This is a genomic window from Exiguobacterium sp. FSL W8-0210, assembly GCF_038006045.1.
Taxonomy (GTDB): Bacteria; Bacillota; Bacilli; order Exiguobacteriales; family Exiguobacteriaceae; genus Exiguobacterium_A.
The window spans coordinates 852,548-873,118 of record NZ_JBBOUK010000001.1 but is presented as its reverse complement, the minus strand read 5'-3'; the positions used below and the strand labels follow the sequence as shown (position 1 = coordinate 873,118).

Below are 20,571 nucleotides of genomic sequence, written 5' to 3'. Positions count from 1 at the left end.
TATCATGAACTCCTTCATAGTGTGTTTTCATACGTCTTCATCAATCCAGCAATGTTCGAGTTATGCAAGAACAACACGGAGTCGACTTGTTTTTGTTTAGCGAACTGCGAGACGTCGAATGATTTTGGCACATAACGAACGTCGACGACTTCCAGATTGGCACTTTTAGCAAGGAACGGTAAGACAGGATTCGCGAATGAATCCTTTAAGACGAGAATCGTTGGTCGATCATTCTTCGTTTGCTCTTTCATCGACATGATGCCGTGATTCCCGCGCAAGAATACTTCATACCGATCGACGTAATCTCCCTCCTGCTGAACGAAGGATTCATCAATGATTGGACGATCGCATGCCCCGTCGTAACAGACATCGATCCCTTTAAAGAATGCTGGTCCATAATAAGCTAACTGATCACCGGACGTCGCGTACGCAAGCGTCGTCTTTCGTGCCAATGAACCATAGTAGGTATGTTCATCCTCTTTACGATTGGCTTTTGGTGGTGTGACTGGTTGTAGGTCCATGCCTTTCGTAATCGTCTCGTACGCCGACGCCGCCCCGTCGATATTCCAGTGATGGTCCGTCTTGAAGTAATCCGTTAGCTTTAATTGATCAAGTGACAAATTCGTCATCCCGGCAGCCTTGAAGTCACGAATCATTCCTGCGTACCGTGTCCGTGCGTTCGAAGCAACATACGATGGTATCAACTGATCGCGTTCAGCAATGACCGTCTTCGATGGAGCTAGCGCCATATAAACTGGACGGTCGACTTCTTGAACGAATTTTTGAAACGCGTTTGGAATCTGAACTTGAGTCGAGGCACTCGGTTCGATCATATAGCCATTTTTAGATGTATAGATTCCATTACGAAAAGGCTGCCTAAAGACATCCTTTGATAGCAGTGCTTGCATCTCAACGAACGTCCCCCGCAAAAGCAGTTGATCCGTGAAATACGTCTCCATCTTCAGCATGTCTTTTCCAGTCGCGATTCCTTCGATCGTCGGATTGACCGATTGTGCGAGTGTACGATTTTCTAACTGGGAACGCACACGATCCTCTCGGACGATCGTTCCGATACCAATCGTTAACAAGATGAGTAAAAAACTAATCGTCGTCACCCACATCATGATCCGTTCAAAAGAAGTCGTCCGTTTTTGTCCCTGTTTATTTTCTGTTTCAAGTGGCTGTGCCATCAGTAGACCTCCTTTTTAGAAGCGGAAATAGATGAATGGGTTAAACGTACTTGCAACAAGTGCTGATGTCGCCAAAAATAGTAGCAACATCGCATACCCATACTGCATGGTCGTACCAATTTTTCCGAGTGACACGACTAATCGCTCTCCGATGATTTTCGGAATCGGTGTCGCTGCGATACACGCGACAAGCAATAGAACACCATTTTGGACAAGCTGGTAGCTCGCGCGTTCATCCCAAATTACATCTGGTACGAACATCGCTTGAATGTACGTAACGGCTTCTGGGAACGTCTCGGAACGGAAGAATACCCAACCGACCAACACGAGTACGAGTGTCCAAACGGTCGAGAAGACTGGCATTTTCTCCAACCATTTCCCGAGAAATGCTTTCTCGAGCATGATCCAGATTCCGTAATACGCTCCCCACGCGACAAACGTCCAACTCGCACCATGCCAAAGACCTGTCAGCATCCAGACAATTGCTAAGTTGCGATACTGTAACCACGGTGAGACACGATTTCCACCAAGCGGGATGTAGACATAATCTCGGAACCACGATCCGAGCGAAATATGCCAACGACGCCAAAATTCAGAAACGGACTTTGAAATGTAGGGATAGTTAAAATTCTCAAGAAAATGAAATCCGAACATCAAAGCTAGTCCAATCGCCATATCACTATATCCTGAAAAATCGAAATAGATTTGTAAGGCGTAGGCGATGATGCCAATCCAAGCAAGCCCCATCGAGAGATCTTTCATATTGAAGATGGCATCCGCGACCTGACCACATCCATTGGCAAGAATCAGTTTTTTAGCTAAGCCGATCGTAAACCGACGAACCCCTCGGGCAAAATCGGAAACTGTCTCTTCTCGTGATTCGATTTGACTCGCAATCGTGTTATAACGAACGATCGGACCCGCGACGAGTTGGGGGAAGAACGCGATATAAAGGGCGAGGTCAAGCGGATTCTTTTGCACCGCTTCCTTCCCTTTGTAGATGTCGATGACATAACTCATCGCATGAAACGTATAGAACGAGATTCCGAGTGGCAAGACGACTTCTGGTACGAACCATCCTAATCCGAATGTCTCGTTGACTGAACGAACAAAAAATCCGCTGTACTTGAACCAGCCGAGTAACCCCAGATTGACTGCGATCATACTGAACATGATCCATTTGACGCCGATTCGGTGTCGATACAGATCGACGAACAAGGCGAAGAAGTAGTTGATCGTGACACTCAGTAGCATCAGCAATGCAAAGCGTGGTTCCCCGAATGCATAAAAGAATAGACTCGTCACTAATAACCAGCCATTTCGGAAGCTGCGTGGGAGTAGGTAATAGACGATCAACACAGTCGGTAAGAACAGAAATAAGAATATCGTCGAACTAAATAGCATACGTCGCTTCCTCCCCTGCCGTGACATGTTGCACAATCTGAATGTCCCGGAGATGGACCCGGAAGCTCCCCTCTTGCAAGAACTTCCATGCCACCTTGAAATACTTCGCTTCTGGTACTCGTTTCATCTGTACATGAACGACTGTCTCATTCGTCAATGTGACGGTTTCCGTTTCCGATCCCATCCGTTTTTTCTGTCCATACTGCATCTTGAATAACTGAACGACACATGGTGCATCGACTTCGAAATGACAGGTCACCTCGATGAGATCTCCTGTAATCGTGGCGTCTGGCCGGTATAACTTTGAAGGAGGATGTTGAAATCCTTGATCAAACAACTGAATGTACAATTTGTCGTCTGCCGTCGCTTCTTGAAAATCAAAATAGACACCATCTGTAGCATCCTCAAGCAAGATTTTTTCCTGCGTTCCGAATGGAAAGAATTGATAAATCGCTGGAGGAATACGTTGACTCATACAGGTACCTCACTCATGATGGCATCGACGATTCGCTCCGCCGCTTGTCCATCACCATAAGGATTCGCCGCTTGTGCCATCGATTGGTAGAACACCTGATCCGTCAACAATTGATGACTCATCGTATAAATCATCTCTGGATTCGTCCCGACGAGCTTCAACGTTCCAGCTTCGACCCCTTCTGGACGCTCTGTCGTCTCCCGTAAGACAAGGACAGGCACGCCGAGCGAAGGTGCTTCCTCTTGAATCCCACCTGAGTCAGTCAGAATGAAGGATGCCCGAGCCGCAAGATTATGGAAGTCAAAGACATCAAGTGGTTCGATCAATTGAATCCGCGGATGATGCTCCAAGCGAGCTGCCGCCTCTAGTACGACCGGATTCGGATGAACCGGATAGACGATTTCGATTTCTGGATGATCATTTGCTAATCGTTCAATCGCCTCAAAAATCGTTGCCAGTTGTAAATGATTCTCACGGCGATGAACGGTCAGCAAGACAAGTTTTCGTCCCGACTTCTCTAGGCGAGATAGGACAGGATGCGTATATGTCGGTGATACAGTCGTCTTCAACGCATCGATGACCGTATTACCGGTTACGATGATTGGTGTCTGCTTGTTCTCAGCACGTAAATTCATTGCAGCCTGTTCGGTCGGTGCAAAATGATAATCCGCCAACACACCTGTCAATTGACGATTCATCTCTTCTGGGAACGGCGCATACTTTTCATATGTCCGTAGTCCTGCTTCCACATGACCGACTGGAATCTGTTGATAGAACGCCGCTAAAGAAGCAGCGAACGTCGTCGTCGTATCCCCATGGACAAGGACGAGATCCGGCTGTTCCTTTTCGAGGACGCGACGCATCGCGTTTAAAATACGCGCCGTCATTTCCTCTAATGTCTGACGCGGACGCATCAAATCCAAGTCATGGTCCGGAGTGATTTCGAACAGTTCAAGGACCTGATCGAGCATCTCTCGGTGTTGTGCTGTAACGACGACGATTGGTTCGACGTCCTGACGATTTTCAAGTGCTTTGACGACCGGCGCCATTTTGATCGCCTCTGGTCGTGTTCCGAATACAAGCATGACACGTTTCATTTACTTCATCCCCTATCTCATTTCATGACGATTGTTCAATCGTCTCGCCCATCATCTGCTGATCCACGGAACCAATCCGTTCCGTTCGTTTCTTAGCTACGTAATGGGAGGCTTGCTTTTTTGATAACTGTTTGTACCAATATAGATATTTATTGTATTCAGCCAACGTTTCATTCGTCGGACCAAATAGACGTACTTCCCCGTATTCCAACCAAAGGATTTTTGTACAGAAACTCTTTACCTGGCTGAGCGAATGACTGACGAAAAAAATCGTTTTCCCTTGATCGCGGAATTCACGCATCTTATCGAGACACTTTTCAGTAAACGTTTGGTCTCCGACTGAGAGCGCTTCGTCGATGATCAAGATATCTGGATTAATATGAATCGAGATGGCAAAACCAATCCGAGCTCGCATGCCGCTCGAGTATGTCTTGACTGGCTGATCGATGAACTCCCCAATATCAGCGAACTCTAAAATTTCTGGAGTAATCGTCTCGATTTGGCGTTTCGTCAAGCCCATCATCAGCCCTTTTAATTCAATGTTATCTCGCCCCGTCAGTTGACTATTCAATCCACTAGAGATGGCAATCAATGCTGACTTTCCACCCAATGTGACCCGACCGTACGTCGGTGGTGTCACGTTAGCAAGCAGATGCGATAGTGTCGATTTTCCACTTCCGTTGATGCCAACGACACCGACGATTTCTCCCTCTTCCACAGAAAAGGAGACGTTCTTCAGAGCATAGAACGATTTTCCATTCACCTTACCGAACAACACTTCCTTTAGCTTGTCGATCGGTCGGGCATAGAGCATGTACCGTTTCGATACATTCTCAAACACGACATGACCCATCGTTCTCCCTCCTATACGTAATCGATGAAATAGCGTCGGAATCGAATGTGAATCGATGCTCCAACAAGTAAGATTGCGAGCGTCATACACCAGAAGTACACGCCGTACCACATATGATCGAGCAGATAGCCGGTTCCGATGAGTGCGGACCGATACCCCTCAATCAAATAAACGAGTGGGTTTAGCATCAACAACATCTTGAATAACGAGTGATCTGGCGGAATCCACATGATTGGCGTCAAATACATCAGCATGCGGATCGCAGATGTCACCATGTTTTGTACATCTCGAATCATCGTCGCAAGTGCGGATAACAATAAGGAGACCGCATATAGGAATACGACGCCTGCCGGTACGATATAAAGGAGTTCAAGCGTATGCCATCCCGGGAAATAACCGAAGGCACACCCTAAAATGATCGTCAAAGCAATCATCGCGAGATGACGGTAGAATTGTGCCAAAATAACATACGCTGGAATCGTACTCAATGGAAAGTGCATCTTCGAGACGAGAGCGACCCGACCATAAATCGACCGGGAACCACTTGGAATCGTACTGCCGATGAAGAACCAAGCAATCAATCCGCTGACGAGCCAAAAGACGAACGGAATTCCATCGACTGGATGACCACCACGAATCCCGAAGCCGAATACGACCCAGTAGACACCGATTTGGAGAAGTGGCGTCATGATCTCCCAAAACCAACCAAGGTATTGCATGCTATATTGACTCTTTGTTTCATAAAGCGAGAGCCGAAAGATCAGATATAGATGATCCTTCAACTCTCCCCCAATCGTTCGTAACGCGTTCATATCGCTTTCGCATCCACTTCCGTCACGCGGTGCGTATGCAAATTACCGAAGTTCAGGACTTTGACAGCGTCGAGCTCATTGACGATCCCTTTCGTATCAAAGAGTAACGGTGTCCGCATGTAGTTTGCGAGACGACGTGAATCGAATTGTTTGAATTCATCGTGGTCGACTAAGACAAGCGCTAGGTCGGCGCCTTGAATCGCCTCCAGCTCATCGACGAGTTCGAAACGTGTCGAAATCGAGCGTTCGACGTGCGGATCACAGACAGCGACGTCAAGTCCACGGTCGAGTAATTGTTCAATGACTTCGACAGCTGGACTCTCGCGCATGTCGTCGACGTTTCCTTTATACGTGACACCAAAGACAGCGATTTTTGGACGGACACGCGAACCGACGAGATGCGCTGCTTGTTCGGCAACGAATTGTGGCATCTGAACGTTCGTTTGTCGTGCCGTATGAATGATGCGAGCAAGCGATGGGGCTTTTGCGACGATGAAGTACGGATCCACTGCGAGACAGTGACCACCCACTCCCGGTCCCGGATGATGCAAGTTCACCCGTGGGTGCATGTTCGCCATCTCAATCACATCTAAGACGTTGATCTCTAGCTGATGACATACTTGCGTCAATTCATTTGCGAGAGCAATGTTGACATCGCGGAACGTATTCTCCATCAACTTCGACATTTCGGCTGTCTTCGCATCTGTCCGGACGATTTCACCTTGAACGAATGTTTCGTAAACGGCAGCACCTGCCTCCGCACACGCTGGCGTCAATCCACCAACGATTCGGTTATTATGGATAAGTTCATGTAAGATTTGTCCTGGCAATACACGCTCGGGACAATGGACGACATAAATGTCCTCACCGATCGTAAATCCAGCTGCTTCGATTAAGGGACGGACATGATCATCCATCGTTCGTGGCGCAATCGTCGATTCGACGATGACGACGTTCCCTTTTTCAAGGAAGGGTAGCATGTTATTAACCGCTGAAATGACATATTTCAAATCACACGATTTATACGTATCGTTTAAATTAGGAGTTGGAACGGCGATTAAAAAGACATCTGCTCGTTCTGGCGTAAGTGTCGCTCGGAATTTTCCGTTCGCGACGACTCGTTTGATGACATCCTCGAGTCCTGGTTCTTCAATATGAATCGTTCCCGTGTTCAGAAGATTGACGATTTGTGGATCGATGTCGACACCTACGACTTCCGTGCCATGATCCGCGAACATCGCAGAAGAAGGTAATCCAATATATCCTAGTCCGATTGTGCAAAGTTTCATTTTGTCATTCCTCCATCGAGTTAGTCATACTAGCCAACGAACGGTCTGTGGCTTGGCTGTAACTAGACCATAACGAGATTTCCTTTGCTTTCCAATGCTTCTAACCATCTCTTAAACCATTCTTCACAGACCTTACATTTCCAGTGTTTTCTATCGTTTTTGTAAATCTTATGAAGCTTTCGCGAATCCTTCGTGTCTATTCGAATGAAACAAAACGACTCGTCAGGAATCCGCCTTCATTGCACGTGGATTTCCCTTCGAGTCGTTGACTATTTTTCTTATTTTGCGCCCGATTCCATGAAAATCGAGTCATAGACAGCAAGAAGTCGACCTTTTTCTTGCTCCCAGTTGTATTGTCTCCTTGCTACGCTTGCTCGTTCCTGCATCGCCCGTCGCAAGTTCTCATCCTTCACTAGACGATTGACCGCCTCGGCGATACTCTGCGGGGATTCGACATCGACGATTAATCCAACTCCTTCCGTCTCGACGACACGACGGATTTCTGGTAAGTCGGCCGCGATGACAGGAATCAACGCCGCCATGTATTCGAATAGTTTATTCGACGAAGCGGAATAATGATTGAAGCAAACGTTCTGAAGGACTTGAAAGCCGACCGTCGCCGCTGCCGTGTAACTGGGTAGTTCAGCAAGCGGAACCTTCTCAATGAAGCGGATACGAGACTTTTCCGATGATTGCGCAGCCAGTTGCATCAGTTTCCCTTTTAACTTGCCATCTCCAACGAAAATAAGTGTTCCTCGATCGATGAACGGCATCGCTTCAATGAGTCGCTCCAGTCCACGACCTTCCTGAATCCCGCCTTGATACAACAAAATCGGCTCGTCTGATGCGAGTGCTAACTCTTCGCGTAACGGTCGCGGTTGTGGAACAATCGGTTCGTAAAACGGATAATTGTGCAAGACGGATGGTCGAGTTCCATATAATTTTTGATGATAATCTGCACGCGTGTCATTTTCAACGATCGTCTGATCGACGAATCGAAGCAACCAGCGTTCTAATTTCCCTTGCATGCTTCCGTATCCTGTCCGATCGGTCTGGACTTCATGCGAGTCATAGACGATTTGTGCACCACGCGCCGCCCCAATCGCTTGTGGTAACGTATTGACATCGTTCGCATGCATGACGTCATAATCATGCTTCCTGGCAGCACGTGTCATACGAAGAATGCCGAAACTGTTATATAGGGCGTAACGGATGAATCGACTTCGCATGAGTAAAAAGAGCACGAGCATCACGGGAATGAGCCACGGCGCAAGAAGCGCACCCATCACGCCGATAGCAAGGGTCCGTTTTTTCCGTTTGCGAAAGAACGGGAGCCACCTCGCAAAAGGTGGCGTCCGGTCGATTCGAATGACGCGAAACCCTGACATCGGGTATTCGACTTCTGGAAGTGTGCCGTCATTTAGACAGTATAGGTCCACGCGGTGTCCTGCTTCGACGAGTGCCGTACATTCACGTAAGACACGGGCGTCATTCGTAAACGGATTCCAAACAAACATTCCAATGCGCTTCATTCTGCGACCGCCTTTCGTGACTGCGTTTGTTCGATGGCTTCAAATAAGCGCTGTTCATTTTGTTCCCAATCGAAATGGCGTTGGACGTAATCCACACCCGCCCGTCCCATCGTTGCACGTTTCTCTGGATTTCGTGATAACTCGAGAATATGATCGACGATCTCCTCTTTTTTCCGCTGGACAGACACGTAACCGGCTCCTGCTTCTTCGATGACATGCGCCGCATGACCGGATACCGCACCGACGATGGCACAGCCCATCGCCATGTAGTCGATGATCTTTCCTGGTGTCACTGTATCGAACGCTGTACTTTCGACGAGTGTCGCAAAGGCGATGTCACTCTTCGCGAGTTGTTTCAACGCATCCCAGCGTGGCATCGCGTCAAGAAACTCGATATTCGTCAATCCACGTTCCTTGACGAGTCGTTCGAACGTTTGCTTGTGATAGCCGTAACCGACGACTTGAAAACAGATATCTTCCTCTTGTTGAAGTTCCTGTGCGACGTCAAGCAACAAGAACACATCTTGTGCGAGACCGATATTTCCTGTATACACGACGCGGACTTGTTCCGATACTTTTCGGCGTTTGATCAACCACTCATTTTCCTCGATCGAGTTCGGGATATAATGAATTTTTTCCGGTGCAATGCCCCGCCCTTCAATATATGATCGAAACCCCTCACTGTTGATGACCAATTGATCTGCCTGACGATACATCCACTTTTCAAGCCAGTAGAGCGGCGTCAATAAGAGACGCGATTTCGTGATGCCGACGCCAATCAATGATTCCGGCCATAAATCACGTACATCGAGAATCAAAGGAGCCTTTTTGACGTGTTTCGCGACGACCCCGACGAGTCCCATGAAGATGGATGGCGTCGTCGCATAGATGTAGGCATAGGATTTCGGGTCATGTCGCACCTCTTTTACCGCGAGCACGAATTGTTCGACGAATAAACGAAGACGCCGCCATAAATTATTCGTCGCCCGGATGTCACGCGGCTGGATACGGGTTACATGTGCCGTATCAAGGCTCGGTTCATCCCAGAACATCGAGTCCGTATAAAGTTCTGCCGTCGGATAGAGCGGTTCTGACGTCAACACATGGACGTCACTTCCGGCTTGTTCCATCCGTTTGAAGATATTCTTCATTCGGTTTGCCGCACTCCCGATTTCCGGATAGAAATTTTGACAAATCATCAAGACGTTCATCGACGACTCCGGCGCTGCTTGAGTTGACGTCGGAACTTCCAGTAGCGGACGACGATTTTTCCGAGCTTTGATCGCGTGAGTGAGCGGTATTTTGATTTCCATGATGCATTCGCCTCCAGCAATTCCAGATTTGCCACCAATGATCCTTCGAATCGATCAAGCAGTACGGCATATTGTTCTTCGAGCATCTTGTATTGTTCACGCTGTTCCTGTAGTTGCTGTTCATGACGTAGCAATTCGACTTGAGCGTGTTCCAATCGGTCCGTTTGTTCTCCTAATCGCTGCACTTTTCGCTCTAGATTCTGTTGCTTACGTTTTAAATCAATGATCGTTGCGAGATGCAATCGTTCCACCTCTTCAAAGGCATCCTCGAGCCATTCGACTTCCGCCGGTAAAATCGATCGACCGGACCGAGGTTCCGGATAGACTTGAATCGTGATCCCTAGCCACTTATCAATCCGCTCGACCGTCTCGATTTTACCGAAGGGTGTCAACTGTTCAAGCAGTCGGTTTAAATAATACGTCCGTTTGTGATCCGCATAATCGTTCACTCCAAATGGAACTGTGATGACGAGTCGTCCTTCTGGTGCGATGAACGAGACGGCACGGGCGATGAAGCGTTCCGGCTCCCCGATATGCTCCAGTACTTCCGTCATCAAGACTGTATCGAATTGAATGTCAGGTGTGTACGTCATGACATTTGCTTCATGTAATTCCACCTTTTCTTTAACGGATGTTGGTTCCTCTAGTAACGCTTGTTTGGCCTCGATGATCGCTTCTGGTAACACATCGATCCCGATGACATGTTTCCCTTCGCGTCCGAGCAAAATCGGGACGACTCCACCCGAACAACCGATATCTAAAATGTGCTCTCCTTTTGCTTGTCGAACGATCCAGTGAACACGCGCGCGGACTTTTTTACCGAATCCACCGCCTAACTGATCGTAGTAGGCAGCTCGGATTTGATCCTTGGGGCGTGCTGTTTTCATCGATGCCGTCATTTCTGCACCTCCTCGAGTAATAAGTGTTGAAGTCGATCCGTCTCCTGTCGATCTGCAAGCTCCATGAATTGACGGATCAACGGGTTCGTCAACGTGATTGGTTCATAGAATCCGATGATCGTGCGTAATAATGCGACACTCGGTGCAAAATCCTTATCACTGCAGTAGCGTAACTTGACAAGATACCAATGCTCAAAGAAATGCTCGAATCGAGTCTCCTTGTATTCCTCTAGCACTCCATAGCGAGCGAATTTCTCAGCGCGTGCTCGTTCTCGGACGACACTTCGTTCAAAGAATTTCACCGTCAATGCATTCACGGTTGACCCTGCAACGGCTGCGTAATAATAATGGATGACTCGATTGACGAGTAAGACACGGTTCGCGCGAAGCATCAATTCTTGGAAGAACAAGGAGTCCTGACCGACCGCACCTACGACCTGTTCCAATTGATGCTCGAGCAGGAAGGTACGACGGACGACGAGTGCTTGAATGCTTTGTACCGCAAACCGATGTTTCAGTAGAAAAGCTTTCGGATCCTCACAAACCGTTCGTCCTTGTTTACGAATCGTCGGCAATGCGATGATGCTCGTCTTCTCGGCAAGCTTTTTCATATGCCCTGCCACAAAATCAAGTGATGGATCTTTTTCTAGTTCTTGAAGCAAAAAGGCATATCGATCACTGAGTACCTCGTTATCCGGATCAAGGAACGTCACATAGTCAGCTCGTGCCATCTCGACTCCTTTGTTACGCGGACGTGAAGCACTACCGCTTCCGCCTGTCTCGAAGAAATAAGTTCTGACATTTCCATAGCGTCGCGCGAGACGCTCTACGGCTTGACGTGTCGCAACATCCGTCGATCCATCATCTACGAGTAAAATCTCCGACTCCATGAATCGATCCATCCGCGTTAGACTGGCAAAACATTTATACGTGAGGTGTTTTCCATTGTTATAGATCGGAACGACGACCGACAGTTGCGGGGTCTGATTCGTCGGAACTACCGTCTGCTCGTTCCACTCAAATTGATCGAGCAACAGTGTTTTTCCGTTCAGTTCATCTGCCTGGAACATGTCATATCCGATAGCTGACCGCCAAACGATCGCACCGTTTCGGCTACCGCTCATCTCTTGTACATGATACGGATGCTTGCTTCCCTTTCGGACGATGCTGGCATCACTATATTTAAAGCCATTCACGAGGTCTTCTAAATAATATTCACCGTAAGATTCCTGTCCATCCATCCAAGCAACGAGATCGGCTTGATCATAGGTTTGCTCCGTCAACATATCCGCTGAGACGATTTCGTCTGGTGTGAGACTTTGGCGATCAATCACGTCACGAATGGCTTCCCCGTCTTGAGCGACAACGATGAGTAAACGATGTTTTCGTGTCTCAGGTACTCGTCCAATGAACGCTAGAATCTGATCCATCCGTTCGAAGACCGTATGTTCCGTCATGACGGCACGAAGTCCTTCTGCTCGTAGCCGTTCGATTTCTTCTTGCGACGTACGTTCTACGATCGCCGTCGCCTCCTGTGCGTCATGCACGGTGAAGATATTCGGAAACTCGTTGTTGACGGCGATACTGTAATTCGACAGGATCAAATTCCCGAGTGCTTGCGATTCATAGACGCGACGAGCACACATCGTTTTACTGTATTTGATGCTATTCAGGTTCAAGACCCAGTCGTAACATTTACTGACTTGTTGTAAAGCAACATAAGGAATCGCTGGTGCGACCCGTGATTGATAGCGCTCCGGAAACTGATAGGCTGGTAAGTCGAGATGATAATTCCGGTCCACGATATCGAGTTCGTGCGAGGATTGCATCACCCCATCAAACAACATCTCCGTATCTTTCACGCGCTCCGGATATTTCGCCATCCAGCTACCGGCAAATAAAACGCCTTTTTTACGGCTACGTGTCGCTCCGATCGGATTGTGAATCAATGGATTGACACCAAACGGCATCGCCATGATCCGATCATGACCACATAAGACGCGGTATTCAGGAATCATCGCCTCATCTGAAGTCAGGACATAATCGGCAGCTTGCGCCACGTCTTGAAACCGTTCATGATTGCTCGGATCTTCCGTCGATTGAAAAACGACTGGAATTCCTTTGGCTTTGACTTCCTGCATCATCGAAAGCAGTCGTTGGCGTTTCTTTGAATTCGGTGTGGCGACACCTTTCCAATCGTCTCCTCGTAACCCCTTCCATGAAGAGACGACTAAAAAGAGATCAATCTCGCGCTCGAAAACTTCTTCGAATGTATGCGCATTGACGTAGTGAAGATGAACAGCATCTTCATAATAGGCGTACATGAATTCCGAGCAGACGATCGCCATCTCGATTGGTCGCTTTTCATAGTAACGCGTCGTCGTCCGGACCGGGGTCTCCGAGACATCCAATTGATCTAGTAGTGAAGCTTGGCTATTTTGTCGGTAACGTGTCGTCGTGTTATTAGAAGTTCGAACCGTCGGCAGTCGCAAGACGTCTAACTGACGGAGTTTTTCGAGTGCATCTTTACTTGCGGTCGTCGCACTCGTCAGCCGTTTTTTCTCTTCGCGGACCCAGTTCAGTTGTTGCATGATTTGTCGTTTCCATTTTTGATCACTCACACGTAAACACCCTTCCTCTTTTCAACTCTTTCTTAGTCTACGGAAGCAGTTCAAAGACTACTTGAAGGACTTGCAAGGTTTTTGTAAAGACTTCATGAAGCTTTTTTGGATTTTCCTTACATTCCAGTTCAGTCAACCTGTATTTCCTAGGAAATCGACCGCTTTCACTTTCTTGTCCGTGGAAGTCATTCACATGTTTTCAAAAACGAATCCTATGCACCCTGATTGTTTTGTATTTAAAAAACGGGGAAACATTACTACGTACTGATAAAAGGAGATGACTGGACATGTTAAACGAAAAAAATCATGATTTACCAGATGAAAAGGCAGACGTTGGTCTTCACCCGGATCCTGATCCAGCTGAGACATCCGATCCCGGCATCAAGCCTGCGGAGACACAACATCCGGATCCTGATCCAGAAGAGCTCGAGCGTGATCGAAAAGATTCATGAATCTCACGCCATAGAAAAAGAGGTTGCGGAAATGATTCCCGCAACCTCTTTTGGCATGTTTACTTCACTTTTACTAATAGTTTCCCTGTATTTGAACCATCGAACAATCCGAGGAACGCATCTGGTACACGATCGAATCCTTCAAAGATCGTCTCTTCGTATTGTAACTTCCCTTCACTAACCCATTGACCAAGTTGCTCAGCCGCTTCCTTGAATCGTTTGCCATAATCACCCACTAAGAAACCTTGCATGCGCGCACGCGCGATGATTAATTTCGATTGAACACGTGGACCGATGTCCTGTTGTGCGTTATATCCAGAAATGGCACCGCAGACTGGTACCCGCGCGAATGGATTGAGTCGATCAAGAACTGCATCACCGATTTCCCCACCGACGTTTTCAAAATAGACATCGATGCCGTCTGGACATGTCCGGTCTAACGCTTCCCGGATGTCTTCCGTTTTATAATTGATGACTTCATCAAAACCAAGATCTGCTTTTAAGTGTTGTAACTTTTCGTCACTTCCTGCGATTCCGACGACACGTGCGCCTTTGATTTTAGCGATTTGACCAACGATCGATCCAACAGCCCCTGCTGCTGCCGATACGACGACCGTTTCCCCTGGTTGTGGATTCCCGATATCAAGCAATCCGAAATACGCTGTCATCCCTGTCATTCCGAGAACACCGAGTGCTGTTGAAATAGGTGCGATCTGCTCATCGATTTTACGAACGGTTTTTGCATCGACGACTGCTTTTGTTGCCCAATCGAGCATCCCAACAACGACATCACCTGACTTGAGCCCTTCACTTTTAGACTCGATGACACGTGCTACGACACCTCCGTGAATCGGTTCATCAATCTCAAATGGTTGCGAATAAGAACGCGCATCGTTCATACGACCCCGCATATATGGATCGACCGAGATATAGAGTGACTCTAGTGCGACTTGTCCTTCCTTCAGCTCTGCTAACTCGAATGATTCATAGCGGAATGTTTCCCCTGTTGGTTTTCCGTTTGGTCGTGCTGCTAATACGATACGTTGTTCTGACATGATTCATGACCTCCTCATTCAATGTACTTCTTCACTGTAACAATTCCGTTTCTGAAAGACGAATCCTTTGCTTGTTTGGAATTTTCTAACTTTTTCTTGACGTCCTTCTGTTCTTGCCGTAAGATAAAACACAATTCATATCTTTTATACTGTTATGCACAAAAGCGTTACATAAGGAGAGGACTTGTATGGATTCATCTATTTTGCGTCAGCCGCGTCAATTCGCCGTTCATGTTTTAAACGGACTCAGTATCGGAATTCTCGTTGCCCTTATTCCAGGAGCACTACTCGGTGAACTCGCTAAGGCATTGTTGCCATACGTATCCGGTGCCCAGCATGTTCTAGATGCCACCACACTCGCGATGCGCCTTTTGCCGATGATGATTGGTGTTGCCGTAGCCATGCAATTTAAAGTGACACCGATTGCGACCACGTCGATTGGACTCGCGACGGTCGTTGGCTCAGGCGTTGCAACTCGTGCAGATGCGACCTTCGTTTTCGTCGGCACGGGCGACGTCATCAATGCCGGACTGACGGCAGCTGTTGCGACGGCAATCGTCTTATTGATCGGTGAACGTTTCAAGACGTATACGGTGCTTGTCATGCCAACGATTTTGATTGTCGGTGCCGGTGGGATTGGTGTATTGACGTATCCATTCGTGACACGGATCACGACAGCGATCGGACATGTCATCTCAGACTTTACGGCACTTCAACCCGTCTTAATGGGTATTCTGATTGCGATTACTTTTTCCGTACTGATCGTCTCTCCGCTTTCAACGGTCGGTATTGCGACAGCCATCAGTTTGTCAGGTGTTGCCGCCGGAGCTGCGAATCTAGGCGTCTGTGCCGCCGGATTCGGTCTTGCAATTGCCGGGTGGCAAGCCAATTCGCGCGGAACGTCGATTGCTCATTTTCTTGGTTCTCCTAAAATCCAGATGGCGAACTTCATCCGTAATCCCTTGATGATCCTACCTGTCATGTGTAGTGCTGCTATCCTGGGCGCACTAGCAGGAATGCTCGGCGTCCAAGGTACACCGTTCAGTGCCGGTTTCGGGATGTCTGGATTAATCGGTCCGATCAATGCGTTACATCTGATGTCAGGAGGCTGGACATTGTTCAACATGACATTCGTTCTCGGATTATTCATCGTCTTGCCCGTCATTCTTTGTCTATTGTTCCATTTGCTCTTCCGGAGATTCCGTCCATGGATGAGTGCAGAGCCATACCGACTGGATTTTGAGTAAGTTCATCGTTAGCGTTCTTTCATCACAAAAAAGCCAAGCCGACCGTCTAAAAAATCGACGGATCGAACTTGGCTTTTTTGTGCATTTATTTGATCACTGTCAGTAAGTCAAGCGGTGTCTCGATGACATGGTCCGCCGAATCCCACTCGGATTGTGTCCCAAAACCATACTGGCATAAGACGACCGGCATGTTTTCCTTACGGGCCGCTTCAACATCGGAAGACCGATCCCCGATCATCCAGTAGGACTCTTCCCCAAACTCCTCACGGTGTGCTCGCAAGATATCCGCTTTTTCTTTCCCTTTGACGGATTCTAAGCATTTCGGACTCGTGAAAAACGAACGAATTTTCTGGCTATCCAGCACAAGGTTAAGATAGTGGTTGCCACAATTACTCGCTGTTGAAATGGTATGTCCCGCAGACACTAGCGCTTCTAATAAGGATCGAATTCCGTCAAACAAGACATTCTGTTCTGCCATCGTCTCTTCTAGGTGACCATGTCTTTTTTTTCGAATCAACCGAATATCCTCTTCTGAGGCTTCCGGAATCGCTTTTCGCCAAAAGGCGCTTCCTGCAAGACCGTAGCTTGCCTGAACACTTTCTTGCGAAGGTTTTGGAAGATGCGGCATGTCCTCCATCGCCCGATGGATTGCTTCTGTCATTTGTTCCGTTGAGTCAATCAATGTACCGTCAATATCGAATAAGATAATTGCCATGTTCCCACTCCTTTTAGATCTCTTTTTTTGCTTTTCTCTTTTTCTGAATCAAATAGCCAATCGTAATCAACACGCCTAAACCAATCCAAACTATCGGATGATTGAGGTGATGCAATTTTCGCCATTCATGCCCGACGGCTTTCCCGCCCCAAATGAAGAGCGTCGACCAGAGGAAAAAGGAAATCGTCGTCACGACGGTAAACGTCCAGCGTGAAACACCAGTCAGACCGGCACCAATCGCAAATCCGATACGCCACATCGGAGAAAGAAGAAGAATATAGCGTCCTTTCGTCTCCATTTGCGTCTGAAACTGGAGCATTTTTGTTTCCGAAATCCGAAACCATTTGAATAAACGATTCAATAACCGTTCACTCCCGAACTGTCCAATCGTAAAAAAAAGATTCTGACTAATGACGAAGCTTACTACAGCAAGGAACACCATGAATAGCAGATTCGCCTGTGCCGTATGCACGAGATATCCTGCATACGCGAGCGGTACTTCGCTCGGTATGAATGGAAACATGAGCGTCATCATGATCCCGATATAACCGTATGATTCCATCCAGTGGTGTCCCATTTTCGCCCTCCCTCTCTCTTTACCAACTATTTCTAGTGTATCGAAATTTCAAGAAGGCGTACAGGAAACGGCTCTTTTTACATCAGAAAGAGCGACTTCTTGTGTGAAGTCGCTCGGATCATCTATTTGATCAATACGCATCCTCGCTTTGCAATGGTTGCGTACGACGTTTTTGTTGTTCATCTTGCCAGTCGCTGAAACGTGTCAATTCTTCAAAGACTGTTTTCGTGACGAAAAGGATGACCGCGATATCGTCTGCAAATCCAAATCCGAGTACGAAATCAGGTACGAGGTCAATTGGTGACACGAGATAAACCAATGCGCCGATTACTTTTAAGATCGTCGTACGACGAATGTTACGGTATTCACCTGACTGGTACGCGCGAATCATATCGACGAACAACGTCAACGGTGAAAAGACGACGGACAAACGAGAGTTCCCGTTTACCTTTGCAGTTGCTCGTTGTAACAGCGAGTTCGTCTTTTTCGGGCGATCAATATAATCTTTTGCATCTTCGGCATATTGATTTTGTTGTTTTTCTAATTGTTGATTCGAGAATTTCATTCCTATTTTCCCCCATTCTAAAGTAACTTCGACGCTTTTCTACTTCCCTGTTCCTACGGATGATAATCCTGTCAGGTTTCAGGATATGATGGAACGGTAAAAAAGGGAGAGAAGCGTTACAGAAAGGATGATTTTTATGAATCATGTTAATCAAACCGTCATCATTACGGGAGCCGCGAATGGCATTGGTGCAGAACTCGCCCGCACCTACGCTGCGCATGGCGCAAATGTCGTTCTTGCTGACATCGATCAGATGACAGGAGACGAATTAGTTCAACAAATTGAAGAAGATGGTGGGACGGCTTACTTCTATCACCTCGATATCCAACACGAAAAAGACGTTCAACTGTTGATTGAGAAAGCGATTGAACATACTGGTCGTATCGACATCGTCATCAATAACGCCGGTATCATGATTCGAAAACCCTTACTCGAATTGTCACTTGAGGAATGGGATCGGGTTCATCATACGAACCTGCGTAGTATCTTTTTAACGACTAAGGCCGCTACACCTTATTTGAAACAAAGTAAAAGTGGTGGTCGGATCGTCAACCTGGCTTCGACCCGCGCCTTCATGTCGGAACCGCATACAGAATCTTATGCATCGACGAAAGGTGGCATTTTTGCTCTGACCCATGCACTTGCTGTCTCACTCGGAGAAGACGGAATTCTCGTCAACGCGATTGCTCCTGGTTGGATTGAAACCGGTGACTATCAAGAATTATCACCTGAAGATCATAGTCAACATCCAGCTGGTCGCGTCGGAAAACCAAGTGATGTCGCTCGTGCGGCTCTCTATCTAACACACCCGGATAACGATTTCTTGACGGGCGAAACACTGGTCCTAGACGGTGGGATGACACGAAAGATGATTTATGAAGAATGATTCGGATGGAGTGCCTTTCAGGGCACTTTTTCGTTTCACAAAAACTATATTTATACCTTTTTCAAACATTAATAAACCTTCTATTTATACGATGTTACAAAAATATATCTTTTGACATCATTCGGAAATCAATCAATTACATAATGATTTTTCCTTTCATATCAACATATTCTATTTATTCTTCTGTTCACGCATCATTATTTTCATAAATTCTTCATACTTTCTGCTAGCTTCTCTTGTATTTTTTTAAAAGAATTGTAAAGTGGATTTTCCGATTTTCTTGTTAGAGTGGGATAGGTAACACTTCACAAGGGAAAGGAATGACGCTTAGTTTATGAAACGACCTTTCGGAAAGTCACTCGGGCTATCGCTCATGACACTCACTTTACTCGCAAGTCCGCTCATGACGACAATTCCCGTCGACGCAGCAAGTTCATATAGAGAAAAGCAACAACAAAACCAGCAACAACAATCGAAGCAACGCGAGGCGTTGTCTCAAAAAAAGAATCAATTATCTAAAGCACAGCAACAAGTCTACGCCCTGGATCAACAGATTAATGGGCTGACATTACAAGTCGTCGAGAATCAAAAGAAAATCGACGAAAACACGAAACAGATTGCTCGATTAGAAGATAAAATCGAGAAGTTACAAAAGAAAATCAAGAAACAAGAAAAAATGCTCGGTGATCGTCTAGCGGTCCGTCAGTCGAAAGCCGATAACGCTCCGCTGCTTGAGGCCGTCTTCGGCGCAAAAGATGTCGGTGATATGATTAGCCGTTTCAATGCCTTCAATACAATCGCGGAAAGCGATGCTTCTTTATTAAAAGATTACGAATCAAACAAAAAGGAATTGGCAGCTGCGAAAGAAGAACTGAAGCAGACACGCCAAGACTTGATTGAAGATCGTAATGTTTTAAAAAAGAAACAACGTGAATTAAAACAAGAAAAACAAAAGCGAACAGCACTTCTGAAACGTCTGACGTCGCAAAAGAAAAAAATCGAATCCAGTATCCTTAGCCTGAAAGAGGCATCGGCCCAACTGAAGGCACAGGAAGAGGCAGAAAAAGCTGCAGCACGTGCCGCGAAAGCAGCTGCAGCAAAAGCTGCAAAACAATCGGCAGTGCCAGCATCTGTTAGCAAGGCCAGCACGAAAGTCATCTCAAAAGCAAAAGGTAAATTCATCAAACCTGCTCAAGGCTCTGTTTCGCAAGGAATGGGTGCAGCGAGCGGAAGTAATGGTTATGCGTACCACAATGGAACCGACTTCGCTGGTCCACTCAACTCGCCAATCGTTGCGTCTGCAAATGGAACAGTCATCTTAGCAAGTTCCGGTGGTCCTTACGGCAACCACGTCTATATCTCTCATAATATCGACGGAAAAACGTATACGACCGTGTATGCCCATATGAATGCCTTGAACGTTAAACAGGGACAACAAGTCAAACAAGGACAGCAAATCGGTGTTCTCGGAAGCACCGGTAACTCGACTGGTCCACACTTGCATTTTGAAATCCACGATGGTGGATACCAGTATGATGCGAATGGACGGACGAATGAGCTCGACCCAGAAAGCTTCTTCTAAGTCGATT

Annotated in this window: 18 protein-coding genes and 1 pseudogene; 4 read left to right on the top strand and 15 right to left on the bottom strand. The window is 47.0% G+C overall.

Annotated features, from left to right (window positions below):
* Positions 1–14 precede the first annotated feature (14 nt).
* The 11 genes and pseudogenes from MKY22_RS04500 to MKY22_RS04450 all read right to left on the bottom strand — a co-directional run bounded on the left by MKY22_RS04500 (position 15) and on the right by MKY22_RS04450 (position 13,485).
* The gene (locus MKY22_RS04500) at positions 15–1,190 is read right to left on the bottom strand and encodes a DHHW family protein (protein WP_341086969.1); all 1,176 of its coding nucleotides are present in this window, start codon (positions 1,188–1,190) and stop codon (positions 15–17) included.
* Between the two features lie 15 nt (positions 1,191–1,205).
* Positions 1,206–2,594: an MBOAT family O-acyltransferase gene (locus MKY22_RS04495; RefSeq protein WP_341086965.1), complete on the bottom strand. Its 1,389-nt coding sequence runs from the start codon at positions 2,592–2,594 to the stop codon at positions 1,206–1,208.
* Positions 2,584–3,069: a hypothetical protein gene (locus MKY22_RS04490; RefSeq protein WP_341086963.1), complete on the bottom strand. Its 486-nt coding sequence runs from the start codon at positions 3,067–3,069 to the stop codon at positions 2,584–2,586. The genes MKY22_RS04495 and MKY22_RS04490 overlap by 11 nt, the downstream gene beginning before the upstream one ends.
* Complete coding sequence (gene wecB / locus MKY22_RS04485; protein ID WP_023467472.1) at positions 3,066–4,166, bottom strand: non-hydrolyzing UDP-N-acetylglucosamine 2-epimerase; 1,101 nt, start codon at positions 4,164–4,166, stop codon at positions 3,066–3,068. The genes MKY22_RS04490 and wecB overlap by 4 nt, the downstream gene beginning before the upstream one ends.
* Before the next feature lie 112 nt (positions 4,167–4,278).
* A pseudogene (gene tagH / locus MKY22_RS04480) lies at positions 4,279–5,019 on the bottom strand (teichoic acids export ABC transporter ATP-binding subunit TagH); the annotation flags it as partial.
* Positions 5,020–5,030: 11 nt separating this feature from the next.
* Positions 5,031–5,831, bottom strand: a complete 801-nt coding sequence (locus MKY22_RS04475; protein WP_029341022.1) for an ABC transporter permease — start codon at positions 5,829–5,831, stop codon at positions 5,031–5,033.
* Positions 5,828–7,120, bottom strand: coding sequence for a nucleotide sugar dehydrogenase (locus tag MKY22_RS04470; RefSeq protein ID WP_341086960.1), 1,293 nt, complete (start codon positions 7,118–7,120; stop codon positions 5,828–5,830). The genes MKY22_RS04475 and MKY22_RS04470 overlap by 4 nt, the downstream gene beginning before the upstream one ends.
* 278 nt (positions 7,121–7,398) lie before the next feature.
* Positions 7,399–8,652 carry a glycosyltransferase family 4 protein gene (locus tag MKY22_RS04465; protein ID WP_341086959.1) on the bottom strand — a complete coding sequence of 418 codons (1,254 nt, stop codon included), beginning with the start codon at positions 8,650–8,652 and terminating at the stop codon, positions 7,399–7,401.
* Positions 8,649–9,965, bottom strand: coding sequence for a glycosyltransferase family 4 protein (locus MKY22_RS04460; protein ID WP_341086957.1), 1,317 nt, complete (start codon positions 9,963–9,965; stop codon positions 8,649–8,651). The genes MKY22_RS04465 and MKY22_RS04460 overlap by 4 nt, the downstream gene beginning before the upstream one ends.
* Complete coding sequence (locus MKY22_RS04455; RefSeq protein ID WP_341086956.1) at positions 9,860–10,864, bottom strand: class I SAM-dependent methyltransferase; 1,005 nt, start codon at positions 10,862–10,864, stop codon at positions 9,860–9,862. Before MKY22_RS04455 ends, MKY22_RS04460 begins: the two co-directional genes overlap by 106 nt.
* Positions 10,861–13,485: a glycosyltransferase gene (locus MKY22_RS04450; RefSeq protein WP_341086954.1), complete on the bottom strand. Its 2,625-nt coding sequence runs from the start codon at positions 13,483–13,485 to the stop codon at positions 10,861–10,863. The genes MKY22_RS04455 and MKY22_RS04450 overlap by 4 nt, the downstream gene beginning before the upstream one ends.
* 287 nt (positions 13,486–13,772) lie before the next feature.
* On the opposite strand from MKY22_RS04450, the gene MKY22_RS04445 reads away from it, so the two are divergent.
* Positions 13,773–13,937: a hypothetical protein gene (locus MKY22_RS04445; RefSeq protein WP_023467459.1), complete on the top strand. Its 165-nt coding sequence runs from the start codon at positions 13,773–13,775 to the stop codon at positions 13,935–13,937.
* Positions 13,938–13,996: 59 nt separating this feature from the next.
* Here the strand turns inward: MKY22_RS04445 and MKY22_RS04440 are convergent, their stop codons facing one another.
* Positions 13,997–14,992, bottom strand: coding sequence for an NADP-dependent oxidoreductase (locus tag MKY22_RS04440; RefSeq protein ID WP_050678356.1), 996 nt, complete (start codon positions 14,990–14,992; stop codon positions 13,997–13,999).
* 188 nt (positions 14,993–15,180) lie between these two features.
* Between MKY22_RS04440 and MKY22_RS04435 the strand changes: the two genes are divergently transcribed.
* Positions 15,181–16,239 carry a PTS transporter subunit IIC gene (locus MKY22_RS04435; RefSeq protein WP_341086951.1) on the top strand — a complete coding sequence of 353 codons (1,059 nt, stop codon included), beginning with the start codon at positions 15,181–15,183 and terminating at the stop codon, positions 16,237–16,239.
* An 85-nt stretch (positions 16,240–16,324) separates the two neighbouring features.
* Here the strand turns inward: MKY22_RS04435 and MKY22_RS04430 are convergent, their stop codons facing one another.
* The 3 genes from MKY22_RS04430 to MKY22_RS04420 all read right to left on the bottom strand — a co-directional run bounded on the left by MKY22_RS04430 (position 16,325) and on the right by MKY22_RS04420 (position 18,096).
* Complete coding sequence (locus tag MKY22_RS04430; protein WP_341086950.1) at positions 16,325–16,954, bottom strand: HAD family hydrolase; 630 nt, start codon at positions 16,952–16,954, stop codon at positions 16,325–16,327.
* Between the two features lie 13 nt (positions 16,955–16,967).
* A complete protein-coding gene (locus MKY22_RS04425; RefSeq protein ID WP_341086949.1) occupies positions 16,968–17,531 on the bottom strand; it encodes a DedA family protein in 564 nt (187 codons plus the stop codon).
* A 130-nt stretch (positions 17,532–17,661) separates the two neighbouring features.
* A complete protein-coding gene (locus MKY22_RS04420; protein WP_035409261.1) occupies positions 17,662–18,096 on the bottom strand; it encodes a YkvA family protein in 435 nt (144 codons plus the stop codon).
* Positions 18,097–18,232: 136 nt separating this feature from the next.
* On the opposite strand from MKY22_RS04420, the gene MKY22_RS04415 reads away from it, so the two are divergent.
* On the top strand, positions 18,233–18,982 hold the full coding sequence (locus tag MKY22_RS04415) for an SDR family NAD(P)-dependent oxidoreductase (protein ID WP_035409264.1): 750 nt from the start codon (positions 18,233–18,235) through the stop codon (positions 18,980–18,982).
* Positions 18,983–19,316: 334 nt separating this feature from the next.
* Positions 19,317–20,564: a murein hydrolase activator EnvC family protein gene (locus MKY22_RS04410; protein WP_341086947.1), complete on the top strand. Its 1,248-nt coding sequence runs from the start codon at positions 19,317–19,319 to the stop codon at positions 20,562–20,564.
* Positions 20,565–20,571: the final 7 nt, after the last annotated feature.